This window comes from Pseudoalteromonas sp. APC 3355 (genome assembly GCF_030407615.1).
Classification (GTDB): domain Bacteria; phylum Pseudomonadota; class Gammaproteobacteria; order Enterobacterales; family Alteromonadaceae; genus Pseudoalteromonas; species Pseudoalteromonas distincta.
This window is the reverse complement of record NZ_JASDDB010000001.1, coordinates 706,231-730,620: the sequence shown is the minus strand read 5'-3', so window position 1 is coordinate 730,620 and position 24,390 is coordinate 706,231. Positions and strand designations below refer to the sequence as shown.

19 protein-coding genes are annotated in these 24,390 nt (G+C 36.6%); 7 read left to right on the top strand and 12 right to left on the bottom strand.

The window, feature by feature from the left end:
* Positions 1-15: 15 nt before the first annotated feature.
* The 8 genes from QMA08_RS03150 to QMA08_RS03115 form a co-directional block, all read right to left on the bottom strand.
* Positions 16-960 carry a hypothetical protein gene (locus QMA08_RS03150; RefSeq protein ID WP_290173687.1) on the bottom strand — a complete coding sequence of 315 codons (945 nt, stop codon included), beginning with the start codon at positions 958-960 and terminating at the stop codon, positions 16-18.
* 11 nt (positions 961-971) lie between these two features.
* Entirely contained in the window at positions 972-4,313 is a 3,342-nt protein-coding gene (locus QMA08_RS03145) for a DEAD/DEAH box helicase family protein (protein WP_290173686.1), read from the bottom strand.
* An 11-nt stretch (positions 4,314-4,324) separates the two neighbouring features.
* Positions 4,325-7,492: a site-specific DNA-methyltransferase gene (locus QMA08_RS03140; protein WP_096739807.1), complete on the bottom strand. Its 3,168-nt coding sequence runs from the start codon at positions 7,490-7,492 to the stop codon at positions 4,325-4,327.
* Between the two features lie 75 nt (positions 7,493-7,567).
* Positions 7,568-10,456, bottom strand: coding sequence for an SNF2-related protein (locus QMA08_RS03135; protein ID WP_290173685.1), 2,889 nt, complete (start codon positions 10,454-10,456; stop codon positions 7,568-7,570).
* A gap of 2 nt (positions 10,457-10,458) precedes the next feature.
* On the bottom strand, positions 10,459-11,337 hold the full coding sequence (locus QMA08_RS03130; RefSeq protein WP_290173684.1) for a WYL domain-containing protein: 879 nt from the start codon (positions 11,335-11,337) through the stop codon (positions 10,459-10,461).
* Positions 11,338-11,409: 72 nt separating this feature from the next.
* Complete coding sequence (locus QMA08_RS03125; protein ID WP_058406002.1) at positions 11,410-11,691, bottom strand: hypothetical protein; 282 nt, start codon at positions 11,689-11,691, stop codon at positions 11,410-11,412.
* Positions 11,692-11,699: 8 nt separating this feature from the next.
* Entirely contained in the window at positions 11,700-12,350 is a 651-nt protein-coding gene (locus QMA08_RS03120) for a HEPN domain-containing protein (protein WP_290173683.1), read from the bottom strand.
* Positions 12,351-12,422: 72 nt separating this feature from the next.
* The gene (locus tag QMA08_RS03115; protein WP_058406004.1) at positions 12,423-12,608 is read right to left on the bottom strand and encodes an AlpA family transcriptional regulator; all 186 of its coding nucleotides are present in this window, start codon (positions 12,606-12,608) and stop codon (positions 12,423-12,425) included.
* A gap of 125 nt (positions 12,609-12,733) precedes the next feature.
* Between QMA08_RS03115 and radC the strand changes: the two genes are divergently transcribed.
* From radC to QMA08_RS03095, 4 genes are read left to right on the top strand one after another with little or no spacing between them, the layout of a single operon-like run.
* Entirely contained in the window at positions 12,734-13,207 is a 474-nt protein-coding gene (gene radC, locus QMA08_RS03110; RefSeq protein WP_290173682.1) for a DNA repair protein RadC, read from the top strand.
* Positions 13,208-13,219: 12 nt separating this feature from the next.
* Complete coding sequence (locus tag QMA08_RS03105) at positions 13,220-13,639, top strand: DUF2787 family protein (protein WP_290173681.1); 420 nt, start codon at positions 13,220-13,222, stop codon at positions 13,637-13,639.
* A gap of 10 nt (positions 13,640-13,649) precedes the next feature.
* Positions 13,650-14,210, top strand: a complete 561-nt coding sequence (locus tag QMA08_RS03100; RefSeq protein WP_290173680.1) for a tyrosine-type recombinase/integrase — start codon at positions 13,650-13,652, stop codon at positions 14,208-14,210.
* Positions 14,211-14,241: 31 nt separating this feature from the next.
* Complete coding sequence (locus QMA08_RS03095; protein ID WP_290173679.1) at positions 14,242-14,481, top strand: hypothetical protein; 240 nt, start codon at positions 14,242-14,244, stop codon at positions 14,479-14,481.
* Between the two features lie 190 nt (positions 14,482-14,671).
* Here the strand turns inward: QMA08_RS03095 and QMA08_RS03090 are convergent, their stop codons facing one another.
* Entirely contained in the window at positions 14,672-15,328 is a 657-nt protein-coding gene (locus QMA08_RS03090; RefSeq protein WP_273610277.1) for an inovirus Gp2 family protein, read from the bottom strand.
* Between the two features lie 245 nt (positions 15,329-15,573).
* Positions 15,574-16,770, bottom strand: coding sequence for a hypothetical protein (locus QMA08_RS03085; RefSeq protein ID WP_273610276.1), 1,197 nt, complete (start codon positions 16,768-16,770; stop codon positions 15,574-15,576).
* A gap of 284 nt (positions 16,771-17,054) precedes the next feature.
* On the opposite strand from QMA08_RS03085, the gene QMA08_RS03080 reads away from it, so the two are divergent.
* Positions 17,055-17,585, top strand: a complete 531-nt coding sequence (locus tag QMA08_RS03080) for a hypothetical protein (protein ID WP_273610275.1) — start codon at positions 17,055-17,057, stop codon at positions 17,583-17,585.
* Between the two features lie 223 nt (positions 17,586-17,808).
* Here the strand turns inward: QMA08_RS03080 and QMA08_RS03075 are convergent, their stop codons facing one another.
* Positions 17,809-20,487, bottom strand: a complete 2,679-nt coding sequence (locus tag QMA08_RS03075) for a CHASE domain-containing protein (protein ID WP_290173678.1) — start codon at positions 20,485-20,487, stop codon at positions 17,809-17,811.
* A 624-nt stretch (positions 20,488-21,111) separates the two neighbouring features.
* Between QMA08_RS03075 and QMA08_RS03070 the strand changes: the two genes are divergently transcribed.
* Together QMA08_RS03070 and QMA08_RS03065 are read left to right on the top strand one after the other, a co-directional pair.
* Positions 21,112-22,437, top strand: coding sequence for an OprD family outer membrane porin (locus QMA08_RS03070; RefSeq protein WP_290173677.1), 1,326 nt, complete (start codon positions 21,112-21,114; stop codon positions 22,435-22,437).
* Positions 22,438-22,543: 106 nt separating this feature from the next.
* Positions 22,544-23,407, top strand: a complete 864-nt coding sequence (locus tag QMA08_RS03065) for an alpha/beta hydrolase (protein ID WP_290173676.1) — start codon at positions 22,544-22,546, stop codon at positions 23,405-23,407.
* A 13-nt stretch (positions 23,408-23,420) separates the two neighbouring features.
* Here QMA08_RS03065 and QMA08_RS03060 read toward each other — a convergent pair whose 3' ends face one another.
* On the bottom strand, positions 23,421-24,374 hold the full coding sequence (locus QMA08_RS03060) for a dihydrodipicolinate synthase family protein (protein WP_290173675.1): 954 nt from the start codon (positions 24,372-24,374) through the stop codon (positions 23,421-23,423).
* Between the last annotated feature and the right edge of the window lie 16 nt (positions 24,375-24,390).

Below are 24,390 nucleotides of genomic sequence, written 5' to 3'. Positions count from 1 at the left end.
ATTTTTATTGGATTTCTATCTAGGTTTAACTTCAAACTGGGCTAGGTTTAATCCTTCACCTCTAATATCTGTAAATCTTCGATCTGATAAAGCGCAGATATGAAAATCAATTTTATCTCCAGTTTGTCTGATGCTTAGCTTATCTCTATTTGAAACAAGGTAATCTCGGGGAACTTTTAAAAAGTGAAAGTTTTTGTAATCTGGCTCAGCTAGAAGTAACTTTAATTCGTTTTGCTCAGAGCTTAAGAAATCGATAGGAATTGTGAAGAACCAGATATCTTTATCTGTATAATATTTTGAAGCTCTAAAGCTTTGATAAGATTCTTCAGGGACATTATTTGAAAGCCACTGCTTAGCCTCTTGTGCAGTGTTTAATGAGTTACTAGTAGTCATTGAGTTGCGTATTGGTTGACTCAGATTGCCACGCATCAAAATTTTAGCGGTAATAATTGCAGTGTTATTTTCATAGCCTAATTTAGCAAGTGCATTGACTTTGTGCTTTACTGTTTCAGGAGACCAAAAGAACCATTCATTTGAATCAAAGTATTCAGCGATATCGTCTGATTTATTTTGATAAACATTTCCTGCCACTAGTCCGAGTTGTAAATTAATGTTTGATTCCGCTAACCCATAATGGACTAGATCTTTAACTAACCTTGAAAAAACTATATTTCTATAGTTTTCACAAGTAAATAACTTATAACGGCCTTCAGGAATTTTATGATGTTCTAAAAGCTCAGAGATTTTAACCCCCGGTGAGTCAAAATAGGATTTTGCCTCAAGTACTATCATTGAATTAGTACCCGGCTTAAAGGCCAGCAAATCAATCTCTGGTCTTGGAATGGAATGCTTTCCGATTGCACGTTTTTCTTCTTTAGTTAAGTTAACCTTGAATGACTGCCTCACCCAATAGCCTTCATGCTCTAGAAGTGTTTTTATAATACCTTCGAAAAGCTCCATTTTATTATCCTCTAAGCAACCATGCCCCTAATTATTTTCTCTAAATAAACGTCCTTTCCATCTTCCATAAATACCACATTGGCATCTTCTAGTTCGTCTTTAGATAAACTGACATTCAATAAATCGTTAAACGACGTGCCAGAGAGTATAAATGAGCTAAGGTTTAGGTTGTCTTGCTCGTAGTTTTTGATCTCTTTGTATAAGCCAAACTTACCGCTGTTTAAATCAATTTGGCGTATACCTTTAGGGTCAATCAAACTAAGCCATTGCTCGCCCGTTGCGTCGTCCACCAGCCATAATAAAAAGTCAGGATAAAAGTTCTCTGCTAGCGCAAACCCTAAACCTTTGGCTTTAGTATCAGCATTACGAAGTAGGTATATACTCTTGTCACCTATAACCTCTTGGCCTCGTTTAGAATCAACAAATTCCTGTAACTCTGTTACAAACTGTATCTCACTTGGTGCATCAAATGCCATTGGGCGCATTTTTAATGGTAAGCCTGCGTCTTTGTCTATCGACATTAGCGGGTAGTACAAGTGTTTATCAAACGTCACAGCAACAACCCCTGGGGCTTCCCATTTTTTAGCTTCACCAACATCGCCACTAGCAACTATTTTTTGTAACTCTTCTAAACGTTTTGAGTACTCAAACCCGTCATCACTTTCATCTATTTCAAAATTATAAACTTTGAGCATACCTGGATCGTCTTCATGAACATGAGTCACTTCAAAAAACTGGCCCTCATAGGCATTTTTTAAGGCCTTGTAAAACCTATCTGTATAATCTTCTAGCAAACGGATCATAATATCCTCTTGCTTTCGGATATCACTATAGAGCTTTATCTCAAGATCTTGCGCTGGTATAAGCAAGGTATACCAAGAGCTGCCTACATCCGTTTTTCCTAAGCAAAAGTCTTCTAAACGCTTTTTGTCGAGCCTTAAATTACTCCAGCCTCGTTGCAGTTTAAAATCTTGAAGTGCTAAATAAATACGCTCAAAGTCAAACGCTGCTATCACCTTATAATCTATGTTTCTTGGTATGCGATCAGATGCTGGCGTTTTATCACCCGTATCAGTAGTACTCAATGCCTCAAGTTTTGGATATAAATCAAGTTTGATGTGAGGCGTTTTAATTTTGCCCTTAAACTCTGCTGGCACTTCGTATAAATTAGGGAAATGTACGCGTTTAAAGCCTTTCTTTTGGTTATCTTTATAACCGTCTTTCAGTTTTAAAGTCTTCAGCTTTGTTTTTGGTAAACTTGGTCTAGTTTCAAAGTCTAGTTCAAGAATTTCATCGCTTGGCGTAATGCCTTCAGCTTCAAGGTACTGTTTAAACGTCGCCATGTAATCTGCACGCACACCAAAAATATTCAGTGTTTCAAGTTTTTCTAGGTGCAAACCTTTAGGTCTTTGTGCCGGTGTACTGCGTTTTAAAGAATAATCTTTACCTTTTAAGCGCACACCACGGCCAAATAACTGAATTATTTGTGAGCCTTCGCCACGGCCAATGTTAAGCAAGCCCATTGTTGATACGCGCCAGCTAGACCACCCCTCGGTAAACTTACGAGAGCCAATTAAAATGTTTAGCTTAGAATCTTTATCATTGATGGTGTTAAATAAAGTTTTAGCAAAGTCATCGGTTATATAATCAAATGACTGCTCCTCATCTAGCGCCTTATACAGCTTAGAAGAGTCACCAACATTTATCAGGCCAAACGGCTCCGATGTACCTACACGTAGTGCCAACTCACCTTTGCTGCCTTTTAAATTAACAACAATTAAACGCTGGCCAGTATAAGTGGTATTAAACAACCGGTTTAAAATATCTAAATAGATTTGCGACTCGTCTTTGCCTGTACCCATTAGCGGCGTAAAGCGGTTATGAAAAATATTACGTTCTTTGGTATCGAGTATTCGTGCTTTATTGGCAACTAGGTCCTTAATCCACGCTTTTGCTTGGTTTTCATTATTTAAAAACCACGCTAAAAACTTAACCACTTGCTGAATATCAGAATCTTCTTTAGAAACCGAGCTCCCCACAAAAACCCAAAGCGGGTTTTCAATATTAAACTCATTTAGCTGCTCTTCGCTTTTACTATACAAAAACTGCTGCTGATAAAAGCTTAACAAACAAGCAGTAAAGTATTCATAGCGGCGCTCTTCACTTTTATCATCGCCTAAGTTGAGTATTAACGACTCTTTACCGTAGCCATCTTCATAAAAAAATTTATATGAGTAATCAAACAGTACAGACTTACCATACACTTCTCGTGTTGCTTGAATACGTGCTTCGCGCAGCTCTGCATAATCTAGCTCAAGCTTAGCTAATTGGTCTTCGTCTAGTTTGTTTAACGCAGTTGTTTCAAAAAGCATTTTAGCTTTTTTCTTTTGAATGTCTGTTTTTACAGCTTCAACGGTTTTACCGTCAGCGACAGCTTGACCAAAGGTTGCCGAGTACTCAAACGCAAATCCGTCTTTTGTTAAGGTGTCTCTGCGTCTCATCCAAGCACCTGCAGCCGTACCTGTACCTTTGTGGCCTTCATCAATAAGTACCAGGTTATTACCTTCAAAGGCTTCTACTGCAACAGTTTTATCACCCATATCATCGGCAAGCTTATTAATATCAATAACTTCTATTGTGCCTCTGAATGGCGTATTCCCGTTTTTGTCAAACAGCCTTACATGGTCAAAGCCTGAATCATGTAACTCTTTTAAATGCTGTGCGGATAGGCGCTCATCCGGGGTTAGTAATATTATTTTATCAGGATAGTTGTGCGAGTTACCTGCTTGATAGTAATGTAAATACTGTAAAATATTTACATGTAGCAGCAGTGTTTTACCTGAGCCAGTGGCATTCCAAAAAGCAAGCTTGTTTAGCTCGTCTAAAATATAGCCTTGAAAGTTATCAGCGGCTTTTTGTTCTTTATTAAATACAGCAAGCTCCTGGTTTAAGCCATCAAGTAGTAACTGCTTTTTATTAAAGTAAAAGTCTAAATAAATTTCCGTAAACAGCAGAGACAAATACTGAAAATACTTCATATTCATCACAGTGTCTTCTTTACGATTACGGTGCTCGGTAATTTGCTGCCAATGATTAACAATATTTAAGTCATACCGCCTTAAATCATCACTATTAATAAGCTCAGCGTTAAAGTAGTTGTTACATAATTCATGAAAGTAATTACTTTGCCCATCATCATGAATGCCTTCAAAGCGGTCTTCACCCAAACGAGACTTTAACCCTTGCAGTGTACCATCAGTAAAAAAACGATACATAAATCGGTTTAACACCAGTTGTTGATGAAAACTGAGCTTTTTATTAGTTTTCTTTTTAGTTGCTTTACCTATAGCCATAGCTTTACTCCTTACGCTAATTCGTCAGGAGCAAACATCTGCTCTAAAAATTCAGGTTCGATTTGGCGTAGCTTCAGTGTCCTTGTACTTTCAACACCATCAGCACCTTCATCTGTGAAAGCTGTAGGTAAGTTATGATCGCCATTTACGTAAATCACATCAAAAGTTTTTTGCTTGGCAAATAAATCAAAGCGGTTAGCAAATTTAGTAAAGTCATCATATTGAATTTTTTCGCAGTCACGCCATAACACTAACGCGCGTTCACCTGAGGGGAGTGTACCTTCAATACGCACATAACCTTTATCTAGGTTTGATTCAATGGTACTAACGTGTAGGCCAATTAAATAGTTAAAGGTTTCAACTAAATCTATATTCTTTTCTTGGCTAGCTCCAGCTGAATCTTCGGCAATAGACATTTTGTATTCAAAAGGGTTAATAAAACTATCCGTACTTAAAAGTGACGATTTACTTTCCATCTCTAGCATGTATTTTACTAAGTATTCATTTTGAACATTTTCATTAGAGACACTAAAAAGATCGGCTGTAGATAATGGTTTTTGTAAAGCAATATTGTTGAGAGTATCTTCATATCCTTCAATTTTGATAACTTTATATATACTCGAAAGTCCATTTTCGTTAGAGGTCGGCTTACCTGCCTTCCAAGATGGCGTGAATGTTAGCTTTTGAACTCTAGGCTTGATCACAGTGTCAAAGTATTCGCCTTGTTCCACAAGTATGAATCGTAGCTCAGGGTTAGTTGTTCGTCGCAAGTTCATTGATGCATGAGCTGTTGTTCCGGAACCTGCAAAAAAATCTAATATGGTTTTAGTTTCATTACCTTTCCCAATACAAGCCAGAATAGAATTTTGCACCAAGCCGACAGCTTTGGGGAAGTCAAATGGCTTCTCATTAAATAGTTCTTTTAATTCTGCTGCACCGTAGTTTGCAGAAGCATATTCTTTCTTATCCCACCAACTTGTTGGTAACGCATTGGCATCCATTCGAGTCTTAAAGTCTATGCTTATTTTCCCTTCTTTATCTCTTCTAACTCTATGTTCGTCATATTCTTGAGATACTCTTACATGGCCTCTCTGCCAATTTTTTTCTATTTTTTTATTGTCTTCAAATTTATCTGGGTATATAAAAACTTCACCGTCAGCAAGCTCTTCTAATAAATCGTACTGTTGAAGTGAATCGTTCCACTTCATTTGCGGAATTCTAATATTATCCTCAGGCGTAACTATAATAGGATAATAAAGTTTAGGCCTGTCACTTCTCTTATCATTACTCCCTGCACGAATGAAATTCATCCATGAAAATCGACCTTTCTCATCTTCTAGCGGATATCTTGCTAGCTTGTTCTCATCATATCCAATTGATGCTGGTAATGCATTTTCTGAATTACCATAAAACATAGCGTATTCATGAACAGGTGAAAATTTCCCTTTTGTTTTACGGCTTTGAGGGTTTACTTTGACCGTACCAATGCCTACTTCTTTTGGGAATAACTCATTCATTAATAGTCTTAAAGGTGCAACTTCTTCATCATCAATAGCTACACTAACTAGGCTATTAGGCTTCATTAAATTTTTCGCTAAAACCAAACGATTAAGCATGAGACTCAACCAGCTAGAATCTTTATACCCATTTTTGTAAAGAATGGCTGAAGCATCTGTGTTATATGGTGGATCAATATAAATTCCATCAATATTCTGGTGATATTTTTTTTGTAAGAAGGATAGAGCTTGGTAGTTATCACCGTGAATTAGAGTGCCGTTGACCCGCTCTTCTATGTTTTCAATATTATTTAATACGTTAGCTTTAAAACTTGAGTCAAAAAGAGAAGTATCTACTGTCAGATATTTATTTTCATTTAAGAATTGAATAGTTCGGTTGCGATCGTCTTTAATCAACCCTAACTCTTGCCATTGAGACCATTGCTTATTATTTTCAATTACATGTTGTAAATCTTCATCTGAAAGGTGATCTAGTGTAATTAATAAGTGAGACTCAACGGCAAACTTTTTCTTAACCCATAGTTTTTTCTGAAAATCTTCAAGCTGCGACAAAAAGTCAATAAGTTCTATAGAAATACTTCTCAAACACTGGATCATTCTAAGTTGCTTTTCTATGTCGGAAAATACATCGGCATTTTGTAAATTGTCAAGCTTCATAACTTCATTTTTGATATAAAAATCAAGTTCATTTTTTAGAAATACATTTAAATTTTGATGAATAAAATAGTCAGATGTATTACTTTGACAATAAGTAACAAGGTGCTTCTCTAATAATGTTCTATTAGGACTACTTTCTACAGGTGCACGAGTTGTTAAGTCGACCCAGTTATTGTGAACTCGAGGATCAGAAAAAATAACTTCTAACGCTTGGGCTATCTGAGTTTCCTGTTTAGATCCTTTTTTCAGTGCTTTATACTCAAATTGAAGAATAAGTTCTTCAAAAACCTGAGCTTCTCCATCAATTAGAACCTCTTTTTTGACAACATCAACAGGTCTATAGTCTTTTTCATATTCTTCCCCATTTTCATCAATGAGAATTCGTGCATGCGGCTCTATTAAAACAAAGCGTCTATCTGCGTCGTTGTCTTTTCGGTTATCTTTAGCGGTATCAGCGGCTAATAATTTAAAGCTAACTTTGCGACCATCATCCAGTTTAAATGAGTAGTTTGCGAAGTTCTCACCGCTTTTTATGTAATATTGGTCTTTGTTAGCCCAATGCAGCATCACTTCTTCACCAGCATAGGGGATAGCATAGGTGTCGCCTTTATATCGGCGTTTGCTTACAAAGTCACCACTGTCGTAGTAGCGAGAAAAAAACGAAAGTAAGTGGGTGAACACTGCATTTTCATGCTCATTAGCGCCTTGCGATGTAGCAATAATTTGCTGGCGTAAGTCTTTTACTTTGGGGCTGTCTTCAGGATTGAAGCCCGCATCTTCTGCTGCCTTTATAGCTGAAGTGAGTTGCTTCTCAAGCTCTTCTTTATTGGCATTGCCAGCTGTTGCTAATGCATCACTTATTTTTTGTTTAAGTGTGTTTTCCAGGTAGTTATTTATTTCATCAGCTTTTGCATTAAGAATACGGTAGATACCAAAATCCAGCTCTGGTCTGTCTATCTGAAAAATCTCTTTTAATTTTTTCACTAATTCGTTGTACTTGCTCATATTGGGTTTTGCTCTTTAATTTTTTACTAACTGTCAATTGGTTCGGTGCTTCTACTTTAATACTCTAAAAGCCGGTTAAACCACTGACCAGCGCACCGTAAATAGTTCTTTAGTTTCTGTTTTTTGCTTCATGCGTTCTTCTAACGCAGCAATAAGTACATCGCGCTTTTCTGCAATTTCATCCTCAACATCCCATATTTCAGCGCGTTGCTGTCGTTGTTTACGCTCTAAATCCTTTAGTTGTTTTTGCATTTGTTGTTGCTCTTCTACAGATGTAGCATGGCGGCTTTCTCTTTTAAGCGACTTTATTTGGTTTTTGGTATCAACAAGGGCTTGCTCTGCTGCAAGTACCTTATCGTCCGCCCACTTTTCAAGCTTATCTCTTTCTTCTTGAAAGTATTGGTTATTCAAATCCATTGCTTCTGCAAGTTTGGCATCAAGTTGCCTTGCTTGGGTTTCAATGAGCTTTTCAGGAATAGTAGATTCAATACTACTCCCACTTGTAGCACCAACATTAAACAGCGCTTTACACGCCTCAGCATCAATCAACTGGCCTTTATCGGTAATACCCGTAAAGACTAAGTGCTCTTCTGTTTGAAAAGCTTCTATTCTTAGCAAGTTTAATGATAGCCAGCCTGACTGTCCTTGCAGTTTTTCTGCTACCGATACCTTTGTAGGGTGGTTTTGATAGTCAAATATTATCTCACTCTTAGGCGTGTCAGTCACTCTTGCATTATCGATTACATACTCTCCTAGGGGGTGTGTAATACGGTATTTGTGCGCATGACAGTCAATAGCTTGTTGAGCTGTGTTTTCAGGTTGTGTGCCTTTACGAATAAGTTGGTACTTACCTTGAGCTTGTTCGGCTACTTGGTTGGTTAACGTAAAGGTATAGTCTTGCTCGTTAAAGTAAGCCTGCTCTTGTAGCTGATGCTGAGTAACAGCCCAAAACCATCTAGATACTTTATCTAAGCGCTCGTTTGCTTGGTCTAGCTTTACTTTGAGTAAATCATGTATATCTTCATCAAAATGCTCTAGTAACGCCTCTTGTGTTTGCTGCATTTTAACGTTGATATCGGCTTCAAGTTCTTTTTGTAATGCCTCAAAAGCCGCTTCAATTTCTGCTGGCGAGCGACACTCTTGATAAATTTGCTGAATACGCTTTTCAAAGTCTAAGCCACTTTCTAGGCTACCTAATACAGAGTCAGATGCGCCAAATACGCCATCAAATAACGTAAACTTGTGAGTGAGCAACTCTAGTACTCGTTGATCTGCATAGTTACGCTGATTCATGAAGTTAATCACAACTACATCAAATTTTTGGCCGTAACGATGGCAACGGCCTATGCGTTGCTCTACGCGCTGTGGGTTCCAGGGTAAATCATAATTTATAAGTAATGAACAAAATTGTAAGTTAACACCTTCTGCGGCAGCTTCTGTTGCAATCATTACTTCGGCGCTATCTCTAAAGTGCTCAATTAATGCTGTTCTTCTGTCTACTTGTGGGGAGCCGGTGACTACATCTGAACCTGCGTGTTTATCGCGCCATGATTTATATACTTCGGTTGCTTCAGTGTGTGTATTGGAACCACTAAATGTGACTATTTTGTCTTTAAAACCATGCTGTGCAAGGAACGTTGCAAGATAGGCTTGTGTTCTTTTGGATTCTGTAAATATGATAACTTTTTGGGCCGCGCCCATTTCAGCCATTTGAGAAAAACCAAGCTCTAAGGCTTGTAATAGGGCCTTTGCTTTTTCATCATTTTGGATTCCTTCAGCTTGTGAGATAAAACCTTCAAGTTCCTTTATTTCATTCTCTAAGCGTTTATCATCAATAACTTCTTTCGCTGCGTCTTCATCAAGCAACTCATCGATATCTTCTTCGTCTAAGTAGTCAGTTTCTAAATCGTCATCTTCAATGATGGTGCGCAGCAAATCATCTTCGTGATTATCTCGTTGCTCTTTCAGCTGTTCTAGGCGGCGCTTCATGACTTGAAGTGTGTTCAATACAGCATGAGAGCTTGAGGCAAGCAGCTTGCGTAATATCAGACCTGTTAAGTGCTTTTGTCGTTTAGGTAATGCGTAGCTGTCGTCTTTTTCAATAAACGTTGAAACAGCATCGTATAAGGCTTGTTCTTGATCTGATGGAGTGAAAGGAACGGTTAACGCTTTACGTTGAGTATACTTTACATATTCAAGTACTTGTTTACGTAGTGTGCGTTTAACAAAGCCTGCGAGACGCTCTTTGAGCTCTTGTTGGTCACTATCGCCTTGCATAAATTGTTTTCTGAATGCTTTGTCATCACCAAAAATATGCTCATCTATTAACGTAGACATGCCGTAAAGCTCCATAAGGGAGTTTTGAAGTGGTGTTGCTGTAAGTAAAAGTTTCTTTCTTCCAAATAAAGCACGCTTTAACGCTTGGCCCATTTTGTTACTTTCGCGGTGAGCATTACGAAGTTTATGCGCTTCGTCTATAACTACAAGATCCCACATTTGCCCGACTAGCTTATCTTCTAGCCTTGCAGCGTAGTGATAGGACATTATTACGACTTGCTTATTATTTAGCGGGTTATATATGCCTGATTTTTGCAGTTGATTATAAGTCTTAGCATCGAGTATTTGTGATGGTAGGTTAAACTTATCTTGAAGCTCCTGTGCCCATTGACGGCGCAGTGATGCAGGACAAATAATAAGTAGTTTACGTTTGCGCTCGGCCCAGTATTGGCAAAGTACTAAACCTGCTTCAATGGTTTTACCTAAGCCTACTTCATCTGCTAGCACTACACCTTTATTTAAAGGGTTATCTAGCGCAAATAAGGCAGCTTCAATTTGGTGTGGATTTAAATCAACACTTGCATCGAATAATGATTGTGAAAGCCTGTCTACGCCATTATTGGCATGAAGAATTGATAATTCATGTGCAAAGTATTTTGCATGATAGGGGGTTATTCCATTACTCATATTTATTCCTTATAACCTGGCGCAATAGATAAGTTTTCTGCATCGCAAACAGATTGTTTGTTCTGTAGCCACAATTGGTACTCATTACTATCTAAACATGCTTCAGCAGTGCAGTCTACGTTCCATTGTCTAAGCAAGTAACCCAATAGAGCTGCTCTTACTTCTAATTTTAATTGCCCGTTTTCCATCGCATAATCAAGCTCTATTGCTTTTGGGTATTTTAGCTTTGGATGCGGGGTTAAAATTATATCGTAAATGGTGTGCCATTGGGTGTCTTTATCTGCTGATTCTTCAGGTTTAGTAAGTGGTTGAAGTATTTTTGGACATTCAATACGGGTAGTAACAAAATCTCTGAACTGTTGCTTGGTTCTATCAAATGCGCGTACATGCCAGCGAGTACCATTATTTACAATAGAGTGGGGTACCAATAGCTTTGAAGTAGTGCCTGAAGTTAGTGATGTATATTGGCACTCAATAGCGAGCTTAGACGTAATAGCACGCATAAGAGTCGCGATTACTTCACTATTTGGGTGTATCAAGCGCGTTGCATCTTGGCAGTAACTACTAGGCTGAATATTACTTGATAAGCCATCACCAAAACCACGGCATAAAGCGCTGAGAATACTCTCAGCGTTATGTTCGAACAAAGGTTTAAAGCTGTCTAACCGGTGGTAGCTTTTGGTTGTATGACTTAATACTAGGTTTTGAGGTGCAAGTTCTTTATAGGATGAAAAATCACGGGTACACGCGGCTAAGCCAGTTTTAAATCGTTGAATTAAATCAGCTCTTGCAACTTGGCCAAAGTACTGCAGGTTAAAGTCAATGAACGCTAGGCGTTCCCTCTGCGCATGTGTGAGTGCATCCAATGCGATATTAGTCATAAATATACTAAGTCATTATTTTGTAGTAACTATATCAGGGAAAGTTAAAGATGCAATCAAAATGAGTTAATCTTATTTTGTATTTTGCCACGTTCGTGCGGAGGTTTTACCCAGTAGACCTGTCATAACTCCTGGCGCGCGAGTTGCGTCTTTTTTACGATTGTGTTTTTTAACGTGTTTCCAGTTTGATTTACGGTTTTTGTTAGCTAATTTTTTTAATAGATAGCTTTTGATAAATGGGTATTTGTTAAGCATTTTTAAAAGTTCTTCTTTAGAATTAATACAACCTTTATTTGCTTCACTAGCTAATATATTTGCTTGTTCTAAGAGTTGCTTTTCTGTTAGTTTTGCCATTTTTAATGCTATTTATATATCAATGGATAATGGGCGTCGCCCCATAGCTCATTAGGGTGATCCATCATTATATCGATTATGTATGGAATGAGTTGCGATAAAAACTGTACAGCATCTTTGAGTTGCTCTCTGTTGGCACTACTGTTCCAAGTAGCTCCCCCATGTATCAATTGATTTCTTAGGGTATAGAGTCGTTGTAACACGATGGAGGTTAACTTTGCCGTTTCCTTATTTGCCAAAGCTACGTTAGCCACGCGTTTTGCATCGTTGAAACGTTGTTTGTATTCTTGCTCTTCGATTTGGCCGTTATGAAACTGCCAAAACGGTTGAAATACAAATTGATTGCTTAAAAGGATGCGAATACTTTTTGGAAATTCATGCCATAGCAAATTATAGATTCGATTTTGTGAGTCGAGAGTATCAAGCTTTTCTAGAAAGTGGCTAAACGACTGTGTTTCATTGAAGTTTAAGCATTCAGTGTCTTGGGCATAAGCAGCATTAAAAGAAACCCACAGAAAAATAAACTGGCAATCTAAATCATCATGGCATTGCTCAGATTTGTTTAACCAGCTAAGGGCTCGATGCACTCTTAATGCTAAGCCCTCAGGGAAGTTATCTCGTAGTTTTCTTTGTTTATCTTTTAATTGTTCATGAAGCATATTTTTAGCCTTGTAAATCCTTTTAATAAGGCTAACTTACTGCTTAATCATGATTAAATCTACATTTGTTAGTTAAATTTCATCTCTTTTCCCAATTTTTTCACTTATCCATTCTTCAACTTCACTTTCTACCCAGGCTACAGAGTTACCACCTAGCTCTACCTTCATTGGAAATCCACCAGCGCTCATAAAGCGATAAACAGTTGAACGGCTTAAGCCTGTGATATGTAAAACTTCTTTTAATTTGATTAAACGCATGGGATTTCTCCGGTTAGGTTATTAGTACATATCCTTTCCGGTGGTAGTAATTTTTTACTGAGGCGAAACAAAAACGTTAAACATATACATCACTATTTTGCATAAACCATTAAGAGGGCATAACAATGCAAAATAACAAGTCACTATACGAATTTGATCACCCAGTAAGTGATGAACAAATACTTGAAGCTGCTGCTTACATAATCGCTCAAAAGCAATTTAGGCATGGGGCTTTAACATGTCCGAAAGACAGTGAAGAATATTTAAGGCATAAGCTGGCGTTGGTTGAGCATGAGGTGTTTGCCGTCCTGTTCTTAGATAGCCAAAACCGCATACTTGAATATAAAGAGTTATTTAGGGGGACTATTAACGCCGCAAGCGTATACCCACGGGAAGTAGTTAAAGAAGTATTAGCGCTAAATGCAGCATCTGTAATACTTGCGCACAACCATCCTTCAGGCGTAAGTACACCATCTCAAGCTGACAAGCTTATTACTAACAAATTACAGCAGGCGCTTAACCTAATTGATGTATCGATAGTCGATCACATCATTATTGGTGAAACCAGTTATTCATTTGCTGAGCATGGCTTAATTTAAAGGGGGTAGGGTATGGCGATTAAAATAGGGCAAGTGCCAGGACTAAACGTGCCAGAGTCACTGTTTGATGTGATTGTAAATGCCATCACTAAACAAGGTGAATCGATAGGGAATGCGAGTGAGTTAACTATTAATTTTCGTGATAAAGATTATAGCGCAGCAGCTGGGGGCTTTCACCCAGTCGAGGTTAGGCTAGAAAAACGCGGTATTTTTTGGGAGCTTGTATACATTACTGATTTTTCATACCAGGACCGACCTGACTCTGAATTAGTAAAGGAGATTGATGTTTGCTTTGTGATTAAACGCGTGTATCACATGCTGGTGGGCTGGTTAAGTGAACGAGAGGGCAAGGAGCTTTTAACTTTATTTGTGACTAACTTTGTTGAGTATTACAACACAGGCTGCTACCAGGTCACTATTTCAACAGAATAAGGAGTTGGCTATGGCTGAAGTACAGGCGATTAAGGACCTTGATACAGTAAAGTTAATTAGTTATTTGCTTGAAAAGCGGTGTTCTAAACAGATGAGCCATATTTGGAATATAGGTTTGAACTTGGCTTTGCGCATATCTGATTTGTTGTCTGTTAAATTTACGGATATTCAAAACGACAGGTTACTTATATTTGAAAGTAAAACAGGCAAGCTTGCAGAGATTAAGCTAAATCAAAAAGCATTAGCGTTTATCCATGAAGTACGAATCACTCACCCCAACCATGTTTACTTATTTCAATCGTATCGAAATCAACAAGCTAAAAGTTCAGTACCACGGCCTTTATCTCGAAGGGCTGTAACAAGAGCATTTGCGTTAGTGGGTGAAGAGCTTAATTTAAAACTAGGCACTCACTCAATGCGTAAAACCCGAGGTTACCACCTCTACCATAAAACCCAAGACATCGCGCGTGTAATGAAGATGCTTCGCCATAGCTCGGAAGCAACAACACTGCGTTACATTGGCATAACCCAGGAGGAAATCGATAAAGACTTTGAGGAGTTAGAGCTATAAATTTATTACATATGATAGGAGTAAGTTTGTTATGTCGTTAGAAAAAGCCGTTGCATGCGGTGCAGTAGGAAATGAAGTTTCTAAACAAATAACCGGTAGTTCTGAGCCATCACTCAGTAGAACAGCCATTGCTGTGAGCTCTGGTGCTGTAGCTGGCGCTACAGTATCCGGTGCAGTTGTTGTTGGCCTTGGGGTGGCGTCTGCGCCAGTTACGGTGCCTTTGGCTGTTGCTAGTGGTTTGTTAGCCGGGGTCGCGAGCTTATTTGATTAGAAGTAAACAAAGAACGCATTTTTGCAGTGCGTTCTTTTTTTGCTTTTGTAGTGTAAATAGTGCTTCTCGTAATGCTATTTTGGGAACTTACCATCCCTTATATACTAAGGGTTTTAGCTTATTAAGCTAGTTGAAGGTCTCAAAAGCGCGTTAGAACAAGTTATGAGAAGCACAGGTCTTAATTAGAATATCACCTCTGACTATAACCAAAACAACGCTGCCCTGAACCATATTGTTTAGTATTGAGCTTTGCTAGGTAACTCAGTCGATAATACAGAGCATGATAGTCATGAGTAAAATTAGAGCTCTTAGCATCAAGATAGTAATGTGCATTTTGAGGCAAGTGAACTAATTCCATTGTTTCACCTACTGGTATGCTCAACGCACTCGCCCAGGCCTTTACTATTCGAGTAAACAGGTTATCACTCTCTGCATTTATTTTACCTGTACAGTGAAACCGGTCCTTATTGAAAAACAGTACACAATGATAATGCTGGTGGTGAGCAGTGTTCTGCTCCCTAGCCCAAATATACCTAATATTGCATGGGTGTGGCGTTTTACCCGCACGAGCTTTACGTTTTGTATCGGCTTTAATTTGTGACTCAAGAGAGGCAATAAACCGAGTACACACTTTGTTGCTATTTAGATTAATCGTATTTGAATGTGTAGGTAGCCTTAAATCAATTCTGACTGCAAACGTTCTTTTATGTTCAGTGCATGCAGCAAGCATGACTTTTTCAATAGCATCTAAATAGGGAATAACTAACGGTTGTTTTTCTTTTGCTAATACGCCGTACTCATTATACAAAGGACATTTAATTATTTGGTACTGTGTTGGGTTGTTCATACTCTTTCTCCTGGTATGTATTAGTTCATATCAGGTGTATGAGTTGTAATTTTTTAATATTTAGTAATTGAATAATATCTAAGGAATTAAAATCTCTATAAATACTACCAAACCGAAACTAGTTTTGAAAAAGTAACGAAGTATCAACAGGCTATTTATTCGATCACGTCACATACGAGCTTTGCTCTTAATTATTTCTGCTCTAAAGTTACGACTCGATTAATCTAAATTGAGAGCTATGATATCTATATTTTTGCTCTAAATGCTATTCTTACTTTAGGAGTAGGATTGTTTGTATTCATGTACAAAAAAAGATTCCTGTTAAAGACAATAACATCAGCTTTCATATTATCGATTTTAGATATGTAGTTTCTGTAGGCTTTAACTCGAAAGGGAGTTGATTTTTTAAAGTAATCATATGTAATAAACAATAGGCAATTTACATAAACATTTATAAATGAAGTGATAAAACTACTTAGACGATATAAATTCGAATTCATGTGAAAGATATCGGTTGTTCCAAATAGTGAATTGCTAACATCAAGTATAGATAGATGTTGTTTTGGGTTTTTATAACTGAGAATTTTTTTTATGCCCTTTATAGTAAGTAGAGTCAAGGAGCTTCGAAAGTTATCAATAGAACTCTCGGGTTGATCAGCTAAATATGATTTAACTAACTCAAATGAAAGCCCTGAAAAATGGGCATTTAGGTAAACATCAAAAAGCACTTTGTACCGAATATTAAAGCTGTCTGGTAACCAATTACAAATGCTACTTACATAGTCTCCAATTTTAACCTCTTTTGGACTTAATAATAAGTTAAAGTCTAATGCAGTTGCCTTCAGCTCATCTAAACTATCGTAATTAGGTATTGATAAATTGTATGCAGATGGCCTTTTTGTAATAAGTCGATTTTCCTCATGAGCAAATAACTTATTTTTCTTGAAAGTACATCCAGTTGTAGATTGTTGAATTTTTTTTGATTTTACAAGGTGCGCAATAGCTGTTTTTACTTCTACATTTTTTAACTTACAGGCTTTAGCAATAACAGGTACAGAAAGGTTTTCGACGAATCCAAATTCATCTTTGCTTAAACACAAAAAACACCATACTATTTTAACTGGGACTCTAAAGTTTTCGGCTTCTATTTTTACAAGCATTTCGCTCGAAATTAATTTACTAATTTCGCTGGGTGCATCGTAGATAAAATTATATGAGCTTTTAGGCCTTTCTGGATTAGACTGTCCAACTTTATGTTCTGAGATGGCTTCGATATTTAGTAGTTCACCTACAACTATATTGAATTTGTTGTATGGGCACCCTCGTTTAATGAAGTCAGTTTTAGATAATTGATCTCCAATAGCCTTATCCAAAATCAAGCGAATTAACACCCATTTTGAATACGCTGATAGACCTGTGGATACAGTAAAAAACTCATTCATTTAATTACTTCTCATTTGCTCAGCCAGGACTTATCTATAGTAAAGCAGGCTTATATTGAAATGCAATAACAGGGTGTTATTTTGTTTTAGTTATTTTTTGACTAAATTGGAGGTTTTTTAGAGGTTTTTAGTGTTTAACTAAAAGTCTAATTAAAGGTTTATTTATATTTTAAAGGGGATTTAAATTAGTTCTTGTAATTTATTACTAAACTAATAGTTAATAGGCTTTACGTTGTAATCTCTTTTGTGGATATTAGAGCAACAAATATAAGGAAAAAGAGCTTATGGTAGATTGGATTGATAGGAAGAATATTTTTAAATGGGTCGAAGAAGATAATGAAGCTTTTCTAGTTTGGTTAGCTTATCGGCTTGAAGTTAGCACCAGTGATTTAATGGCAGAAGGGAGTGATTTAAAACCTTATATAAGAAAAATAATTAGGAGCAACTTTTCAAATGATGATAGTCAAGAAGTTGCATATAGAAGACTTTATAAAGATTGGAAAAACCATGAAAAGGTATTGAAAAATAGCAATAATAAGATATGTAAAGTACAACTGGAAATATCTAAATCAGCGCGTGATAAACTAAAGGCGCTTAGTGACGCGGATGAAATATCCCAATCTAAATATATTGAAAAGCTAATAAATTACGCTAGTAAAAATCCTAAGTTGATTTCTAAAGATACAAAAGTGCAAGAGCAATACGAACTTAAAAAGAGAACTTTTGATGATATCAGTGAGATTAAAGCTATGAAGGAAGACATATCATCTATAGATGCTAAGGTTACTAGATTATTAGATGCTTGGGAGGAGTAGGGCAAGCTGAACTTTCTCTAGGCCGCCTTGGTTATTTTTAAAAATAAATAACTTTTAGTATGCCTATTGGTATTCCTTGTGTTTACTTTTGCCGGTATTTATATTGTTAATCAGTGTGTTATTATTTTTTTAAGAATCCCTCTTCCTCCACCATTATTCTTAGAGCCCAGTTATTAATATCGAAAGGTAACAATAACTGGGTTTTTTAATGCCTTCAGTATGACTAATTATTTACTAAGCAAAGTGTCGATAACATGCCGACAAGTTCATGTTTTTCGATTGGTTTTGAAACGTAACCATCAAATAACTGCCTGTATATTTCTTTTTGTTCTGTAAAAACATTAGCAGTTAATGCAATAACAATTTGTTCGCTATTAAGCGCCTTAATTTTTTTACATGCCTGAAGACCATCCATTTTTGGCATTTGAATGTCCATAAAAATAATGTCTGGTTTGTGTAACTCGTATAATGAAATCGCTTCTAAACCATTGTTGGCAATAATAATGGTGGCTTTAGTTGGTTCAAGCATCGCAGCTGCAACAAGCTGATTTATTTTATTATCTTCAGCTAATAAAATAATTTTTCCAGATAGGTCAGGAAACTCAATATTTTTGGTTGTTAATGTGCTGTCATCCACCTGCGCTTGTTTTAATGGTAAGTACACATAAAACTGACTCCCTGAACCTAACTGGCTTGTTACTTTAATTTCGCCATTCATCAGGCCTATTAATGATTTAGTGATGGGTAAGCCAAGGCCCGTACCACCATATTCACGCGTGGTTGATTGCTCAGCTTGTTCAAAGCGCTCAAACAATCGATCAATTGCTTGCTCAGAAATTCCAATCCCCGTGTCTGATATACAACAACATATTCTGCTTTCCTCAGTTAACCTAAAGGTTACTGTAACGCCACCTTGAGATGTAAACTTAATCGCGTTAGATATTAAGTTTAAAAATACCTGCCTGAGTCTAACTGGGTCGCCCACCCAATGCGTGTGCTCAATATCAATCACAAATTTAAGGTAAATGTGTTTATCTGTTGCTTGCACACCTAAGTCTGACTCTAAGTGATGAATAAGTTCAAAAAAGTCAAAAGGCTTATGCTCTAATGAAAGCTTGCCGGCCTCTATTTTAGAAAAATCAAGAATATCGTTAATAATGGTGGTGAGTGCTCGAGTTGAATACAGTGATTTTTTTAAATACTCTTTTGATTTTTCATTAAGCGGTTGTTCTTGTAATAGTTGTAATGTGCCAAGTATACCGTTCATCGGGGTTCGTATTTCGTGGCTCATATTTGCTAAAAACTCAGACTTTGCTTGCGATGCTTGCTCAGCAAGTTCTTTTGAGTGACCAAGGGCTTGCTCGTGGTCAATTTGTTCTGTTAAATCGTAAGCTATGCCTAAGTAGCCAACGGTGTCTCCTTCGTTATTTAACAACGAGGTGACACTTAAATTAACTTGTGTTTGCGCGCCTGTAGAAGAAATGTATGTCCATTGATTAATATCAGGCTCTGTTGCTGTTGCTTTTAAGATAAATACTTCAAAACCAGGGGTGACAGGTTTATTTAATTCAGCACTAAGTAGTTTAGCCTTTTTTATAATTTCTTCTTTTAAATGAAATATGCTTGGGTTTTTAATACCAATAACATCTTGCGCTTTGTAGCCTAATAACTTTTCTGAGGCGGGATTAAATAGAGTGATTAAGCCGTTTGTGTCGGTCGCTATAATTGAATAACTAGCACTGTTTAAAATACTTTGTTGGAGCATGCTCATATCGGCTATTTCTTGCGTACGTTGTTTGACTTCGCTTTCTAGTTTTAAATTTGCTTGCTGCAATGCGAGTTTATTTTTTTTAGCTTTGATAATTCTTCGTTGTGTTCTTTGTGCTTTACGGTAAAAAAATAGCTGAACTATCAAAATAATAAACATACAAACAAGAGTATAAAAAATGCCATTTGCTATAGCTTGATACTTACTGGGTAAATGCAGTGTTTTAATAAACGCATCTGAGGCGCTAAGTGTGATTTCCCATGTTCTTCCCATCACTTTAATAACTTTAGTTGACTGATATTTATCAGCTTCGCTTTGAGCACCATAACTAAAAAAGTCAACGTTAGCGTTTTTACCTATATCGCTAATTACTAATCTGTTTTCATCAGTTTGCGATAGAGAGTCCAAAATATTATTTATTAATAAAGGGGCGTAAGTCCATCCGATTAACTGCTCTAAACGTTGGTTTTTATCCGTAGGAATAATAATATTTTTATAAACTGGTAGTAAAATTACAAAGCCTTGGAGCGAATTTTTATTAGCTTGGACTAATGTAATTGGCGCCGACAATTGAACTTGATTATTAATTGCAGAATTTAATGCAGCTTCTTTGCGTGTACTTTCCGACGCTATATCGAGTCCTAGAGCCTGTAAATTACTTTGTTCAGGAAATATATACTGAATAATAAAGTGCTCATTATTTTCTCTCGTTAGTTTATTCACTTTAAACATTTGGTTAGGGCGATCGTATTTTGCAGCTTGTAAAAATTGCGCTAAGTTTTTGGCATCTACTTTTCTTATAAAGCCAATACCGCTTGCTCCAGGGAACTCTTGTGCGTAGTTGCGACTGTTAGAGTAATCTGAAATTGTTTGGTAGCTTAAGTTATTGATGCCAATACCGTGTATAAACCCCTTTAAACCGTACAATCCATATTTATATAAGTCGAATCGGTTAGTTACACCTGTTGAGAGCGATGCAAGACGGTAGTTAAGGGCTCGGTTTATTTTATTACTAACAGCATTTTGATGTGAAACGTGTGCAAAATAGGTTAATACAACACCACAAATGAAAAAAATAGCATGAGTAAGCACCGAGATTAATAATCTTTTACTAACCGGCCGTCCTGAAAACATTAACTCATCCTTTATTATGGATATACCAAGCGTGTATCTGTTTTATGATCGAAATAAATATAGCACCTATTATTCAAGACACAACTTTGTTATTAATTGGAATGTATATATTTTATAGAGGTTTAGAGTAGGGGGAGTCTAAAAAGTTGATTTTAAGCCTCAAGATAAAATTAAAGTGCATATAAATATAATAATTTATAAATTCTGCATCACTTTATAGATACCAACAAAAGTAGTAGCAAAAGGCGCTGGTTTTTGTGCTTATTGATTTTTAGAAGAAATTAGCTGCTCATAACTTTACTTAGGTAAGTTTAAATCAAGTAAAATTCAATTAATATCATGATGCTTTTTTAAATAAAATTAGCGACTTAGATACGAGTGAGCAAGAGGTAATCTTTACCAATTTTTACAATTCATCCGAAATAAAACAAACTATTACTATTTTATAATATAAAAATTAAAACATTATAAATTTATATTGTTCTATATTTACTAGCATGAAAGAAAGGTAATTACTTGAAATGTAATTACCCTATGACATGTTTGCCGTGTAGGTCAAAAAGCATACATATCCCTATGTGCTGCACAGTAACAAACTTAAAAAACAAGATAACGGAGATAACTATGGCTCACCGAGTATCTAAATTACTTGCGGCAACAGGCGCTGTATTAACATGTATTTCTATTCCTTCGTATGCTGCTGTTAATGGGCTGACAGAACAAGATGAATTTAATATAAAACTTAGATCAATTTATTTTGACCGTGACTACGATAACGACGCAAGTGACGATTCAACTTTTGCTCAAGGTATAGAGCTCAATTACACATCGGGTTATATAAACGATTTATTGAGTGTGGGTGTATCGACTTACACTGTAATGAATATTAACTCTACAGGTTCTGCCGCAGGTAATATTTTACCAGCAGGTAATGAGAGTGGTGGAGTAGACGATAGCTTTTCTAAATTTGGTCAATATTTTTTAGATTTTAAATTGGGCAAAAACGGTCACGTTAAAGTAGGTGGGCAAAAAACCAAAAGCATGCTTTTAAAAAGCTCAGGCAGCCGTGCTATTCCTAATACTTTTAGAGGTGTTTTTGGCGACTATAAAATCGGCAACACTAAATTATATGGTTACGTATACGACAAATGGAGCCGTCGACATGATGAAAAATGGGAAGACTTTTCTACCGATCAATCGGCACTTGGCGCCATTAGCGTAATTTGGGGCGTAGGTGCTACGCATAAAAAAGACGATGTAACATTAGAGGCTGAATATTTAAATTCCCACAATTATCTAAGTAAAATGGGATTAAAAATCAGTTATGACATTAAACTTGAGCAAAGTAAGTTAACCCTTTCAACTGGCATATTTACCTCACAAGATGATGGCGATTTATTTGTAACAGGCGCAGAGGGCGGTGATTTAGATGATGAGGATGCACCTGGTGCTTTAACAGGTTTAACTAAAAGTGAAAACGATGGATTTGCCTATTACTTGGATGCTGATTGGAAAAAAGATATTTGGAGTGTAGGTGCGGCATTTACTAAGGTAAGTGATGCTTGGATTGAAGATAACTTTAGTGGCGATCATGGTACAAACCCATTTCCAACTCGCTCATTGATTGGTGCCGATTTAACAAATCAAAACGAGGCAACGTGGCAGGCACGTTTTGGCATTGATTTAAAAGCAGTATCGCCAGGTTTAACAACAAAATTTTACTACACAAGCGGTAGCGATGCTGAAAACTCTGCGCTGGGTAAGTTAGCTGGCACAGCTGACGAAAAATATTGGGCTGTAGATACGCGCTATAAAGTTGAGAAAATAAAAGGCTTAAGTTTGCGCTGGTTATTTGTAGATTATACAACCGAAAAATCAGGCAGCGTTGATGGTGTTAAAGGCGACAGAGCCGACCACCGAGTTTATTTAGATTACACTATTAAATTTTGACATGACTTTTAATAAGCCAATGCAAATTTATACATTGGTTTTATTTCCTTTATTAATTACCACTATGATAAAACTAACAAATAGATAATAAAAATAAAGCTAATATATGTTTTCTCTTCAACAGTGGCAATCGCAGGGCCAATTCACTCATATTTCTGGCCATCAAATATTTACAAAAATAGCTGGTGATATAACTAAGCCTGCGCTGCTTTTAATACATGGCTTTCCAAGTGCTAGCTGGGATTGGGAAGGTATGTGGCAAACGCTTAGTGAACATTATTTTGTAATTACGCTCGATATGCTAGGTTTTGGTTTGTCAGATAAACCAATAAACGCTACTTATAAAATTACCGAACAAGCCGACTTATATACCCAATTTTTAAAAACGTTAAATATTAATGATGTACATATTTTAGCTCATGACTATGGCGATACAGTGGCTCAAGAGTTATTAGCAAGGCAAGTGGTTAGCCAAAGTGACTTTAAAATAAACAGCGTGTGTTTTTTAAATGGTGGGTTATTTCCTGGGGTGCATAAACCATTATTTATACAAAAGCTTTTACTTTCAAAGCTAGGTTGGATAGTGCCAAAATTAATGAATAAACAAAAATTTGCCAATAATTTAGTTACTATTTTTAGTAAAAGTACACCTCCTTCAAAACAAGTGGTAGACACACTTTGGGAGTTGCTAATTTATAAAGATGGTTTAGCCGTTATGCCTAAACTCATTAGTTATATAAAGCAGAGGCAGCAAAACAGAGAACGCTGGGTTGGTGCCATCATAAATAGCAATATACCACTTACGTTTATAGCAGGCGCAGAAGATCCCATCTCTGGTAAGCACATGATTGAGCATTATAAAAAGCTTATTCCCAATGCGCGCGTACAAGAGTTTGTAGAGCTTGGGCATTATCCGCAAGTAGAAAATCCAGATGCAATTACGCAGGCTTACTTGGCATTTAGAAATTAACTATTAGTACAATTTAGATTTTTATAGAAGCTAAAATTTTAGCTATTTTTTCTTTTGATTCATAACTGATAGGCGCTAAAGGGCTTCTTACCGTTGCGTGTATTGGTAATCCCAAAAGGCTGAGTGCTTCTTTAATATTTGCATGAGGGCTGTTTACTGACTTTATTAGTGGTTTAGGACTACGAATTAAAATATTAAGCAGTGAGTTTTGCACACTTACTGAAATATTTAAATTATTAGCAATCGGTAATACAGATTTTAATACTGTACGATGTTTATTTATCTCTTTAGTGTTATTTAGATTTAAATCTTCAAAAAATGCAGCAGCCTGCATGGGTAAAATAGTTGCTATAGGACAAATTGCACCCGCAGCACCATGGGCAGCTATATGTTCGTACACCAAAGTTAATCCGCTAAAGTAACGAGTATCAGGCAATTTATTTAAAACGGTGCGCGCTGTTGCTAGATGTAATGAGCTATCTTTAATACCTATAATATTTTTAATACTTAGCAGTTTTATTAATTGTTGGTTTGAAAAATAATGCCCTGTAATCTGAGGGAAATAATAAAAAAGGATAGGTGAAGTTGAATGCTGCGCTATGTTCTCAATCGCTTTTAAGTAGTTTTCAAAGCTTGATTTATAGTAAGGAGTTAATAACAGTAATATATAACTCGAGTAACCTTTATAAGCAGTAATTTTTTCAATTGCTTGCGCGCTACTGTATGCGTTTACGCCTATGATAAGTGGCTTTTTATTTTGCACTTTATTGTAAGTGTACTGAACAATTTTAAGTTGTTCTTGATCAGAAAAATAAGGGAGTTCACCACCACTACCTAAAATTGTTAAGCCGTGTATATCTGTATCTAGGTAATAACCTAAACATTTATCAAACCCTTTAAAATCGATACTCTCATCTTCTAAAAGGGGAGTGTGGATCACTGGGTATATTCCATTTTTTATAGTCATATTGATATCCAACTAA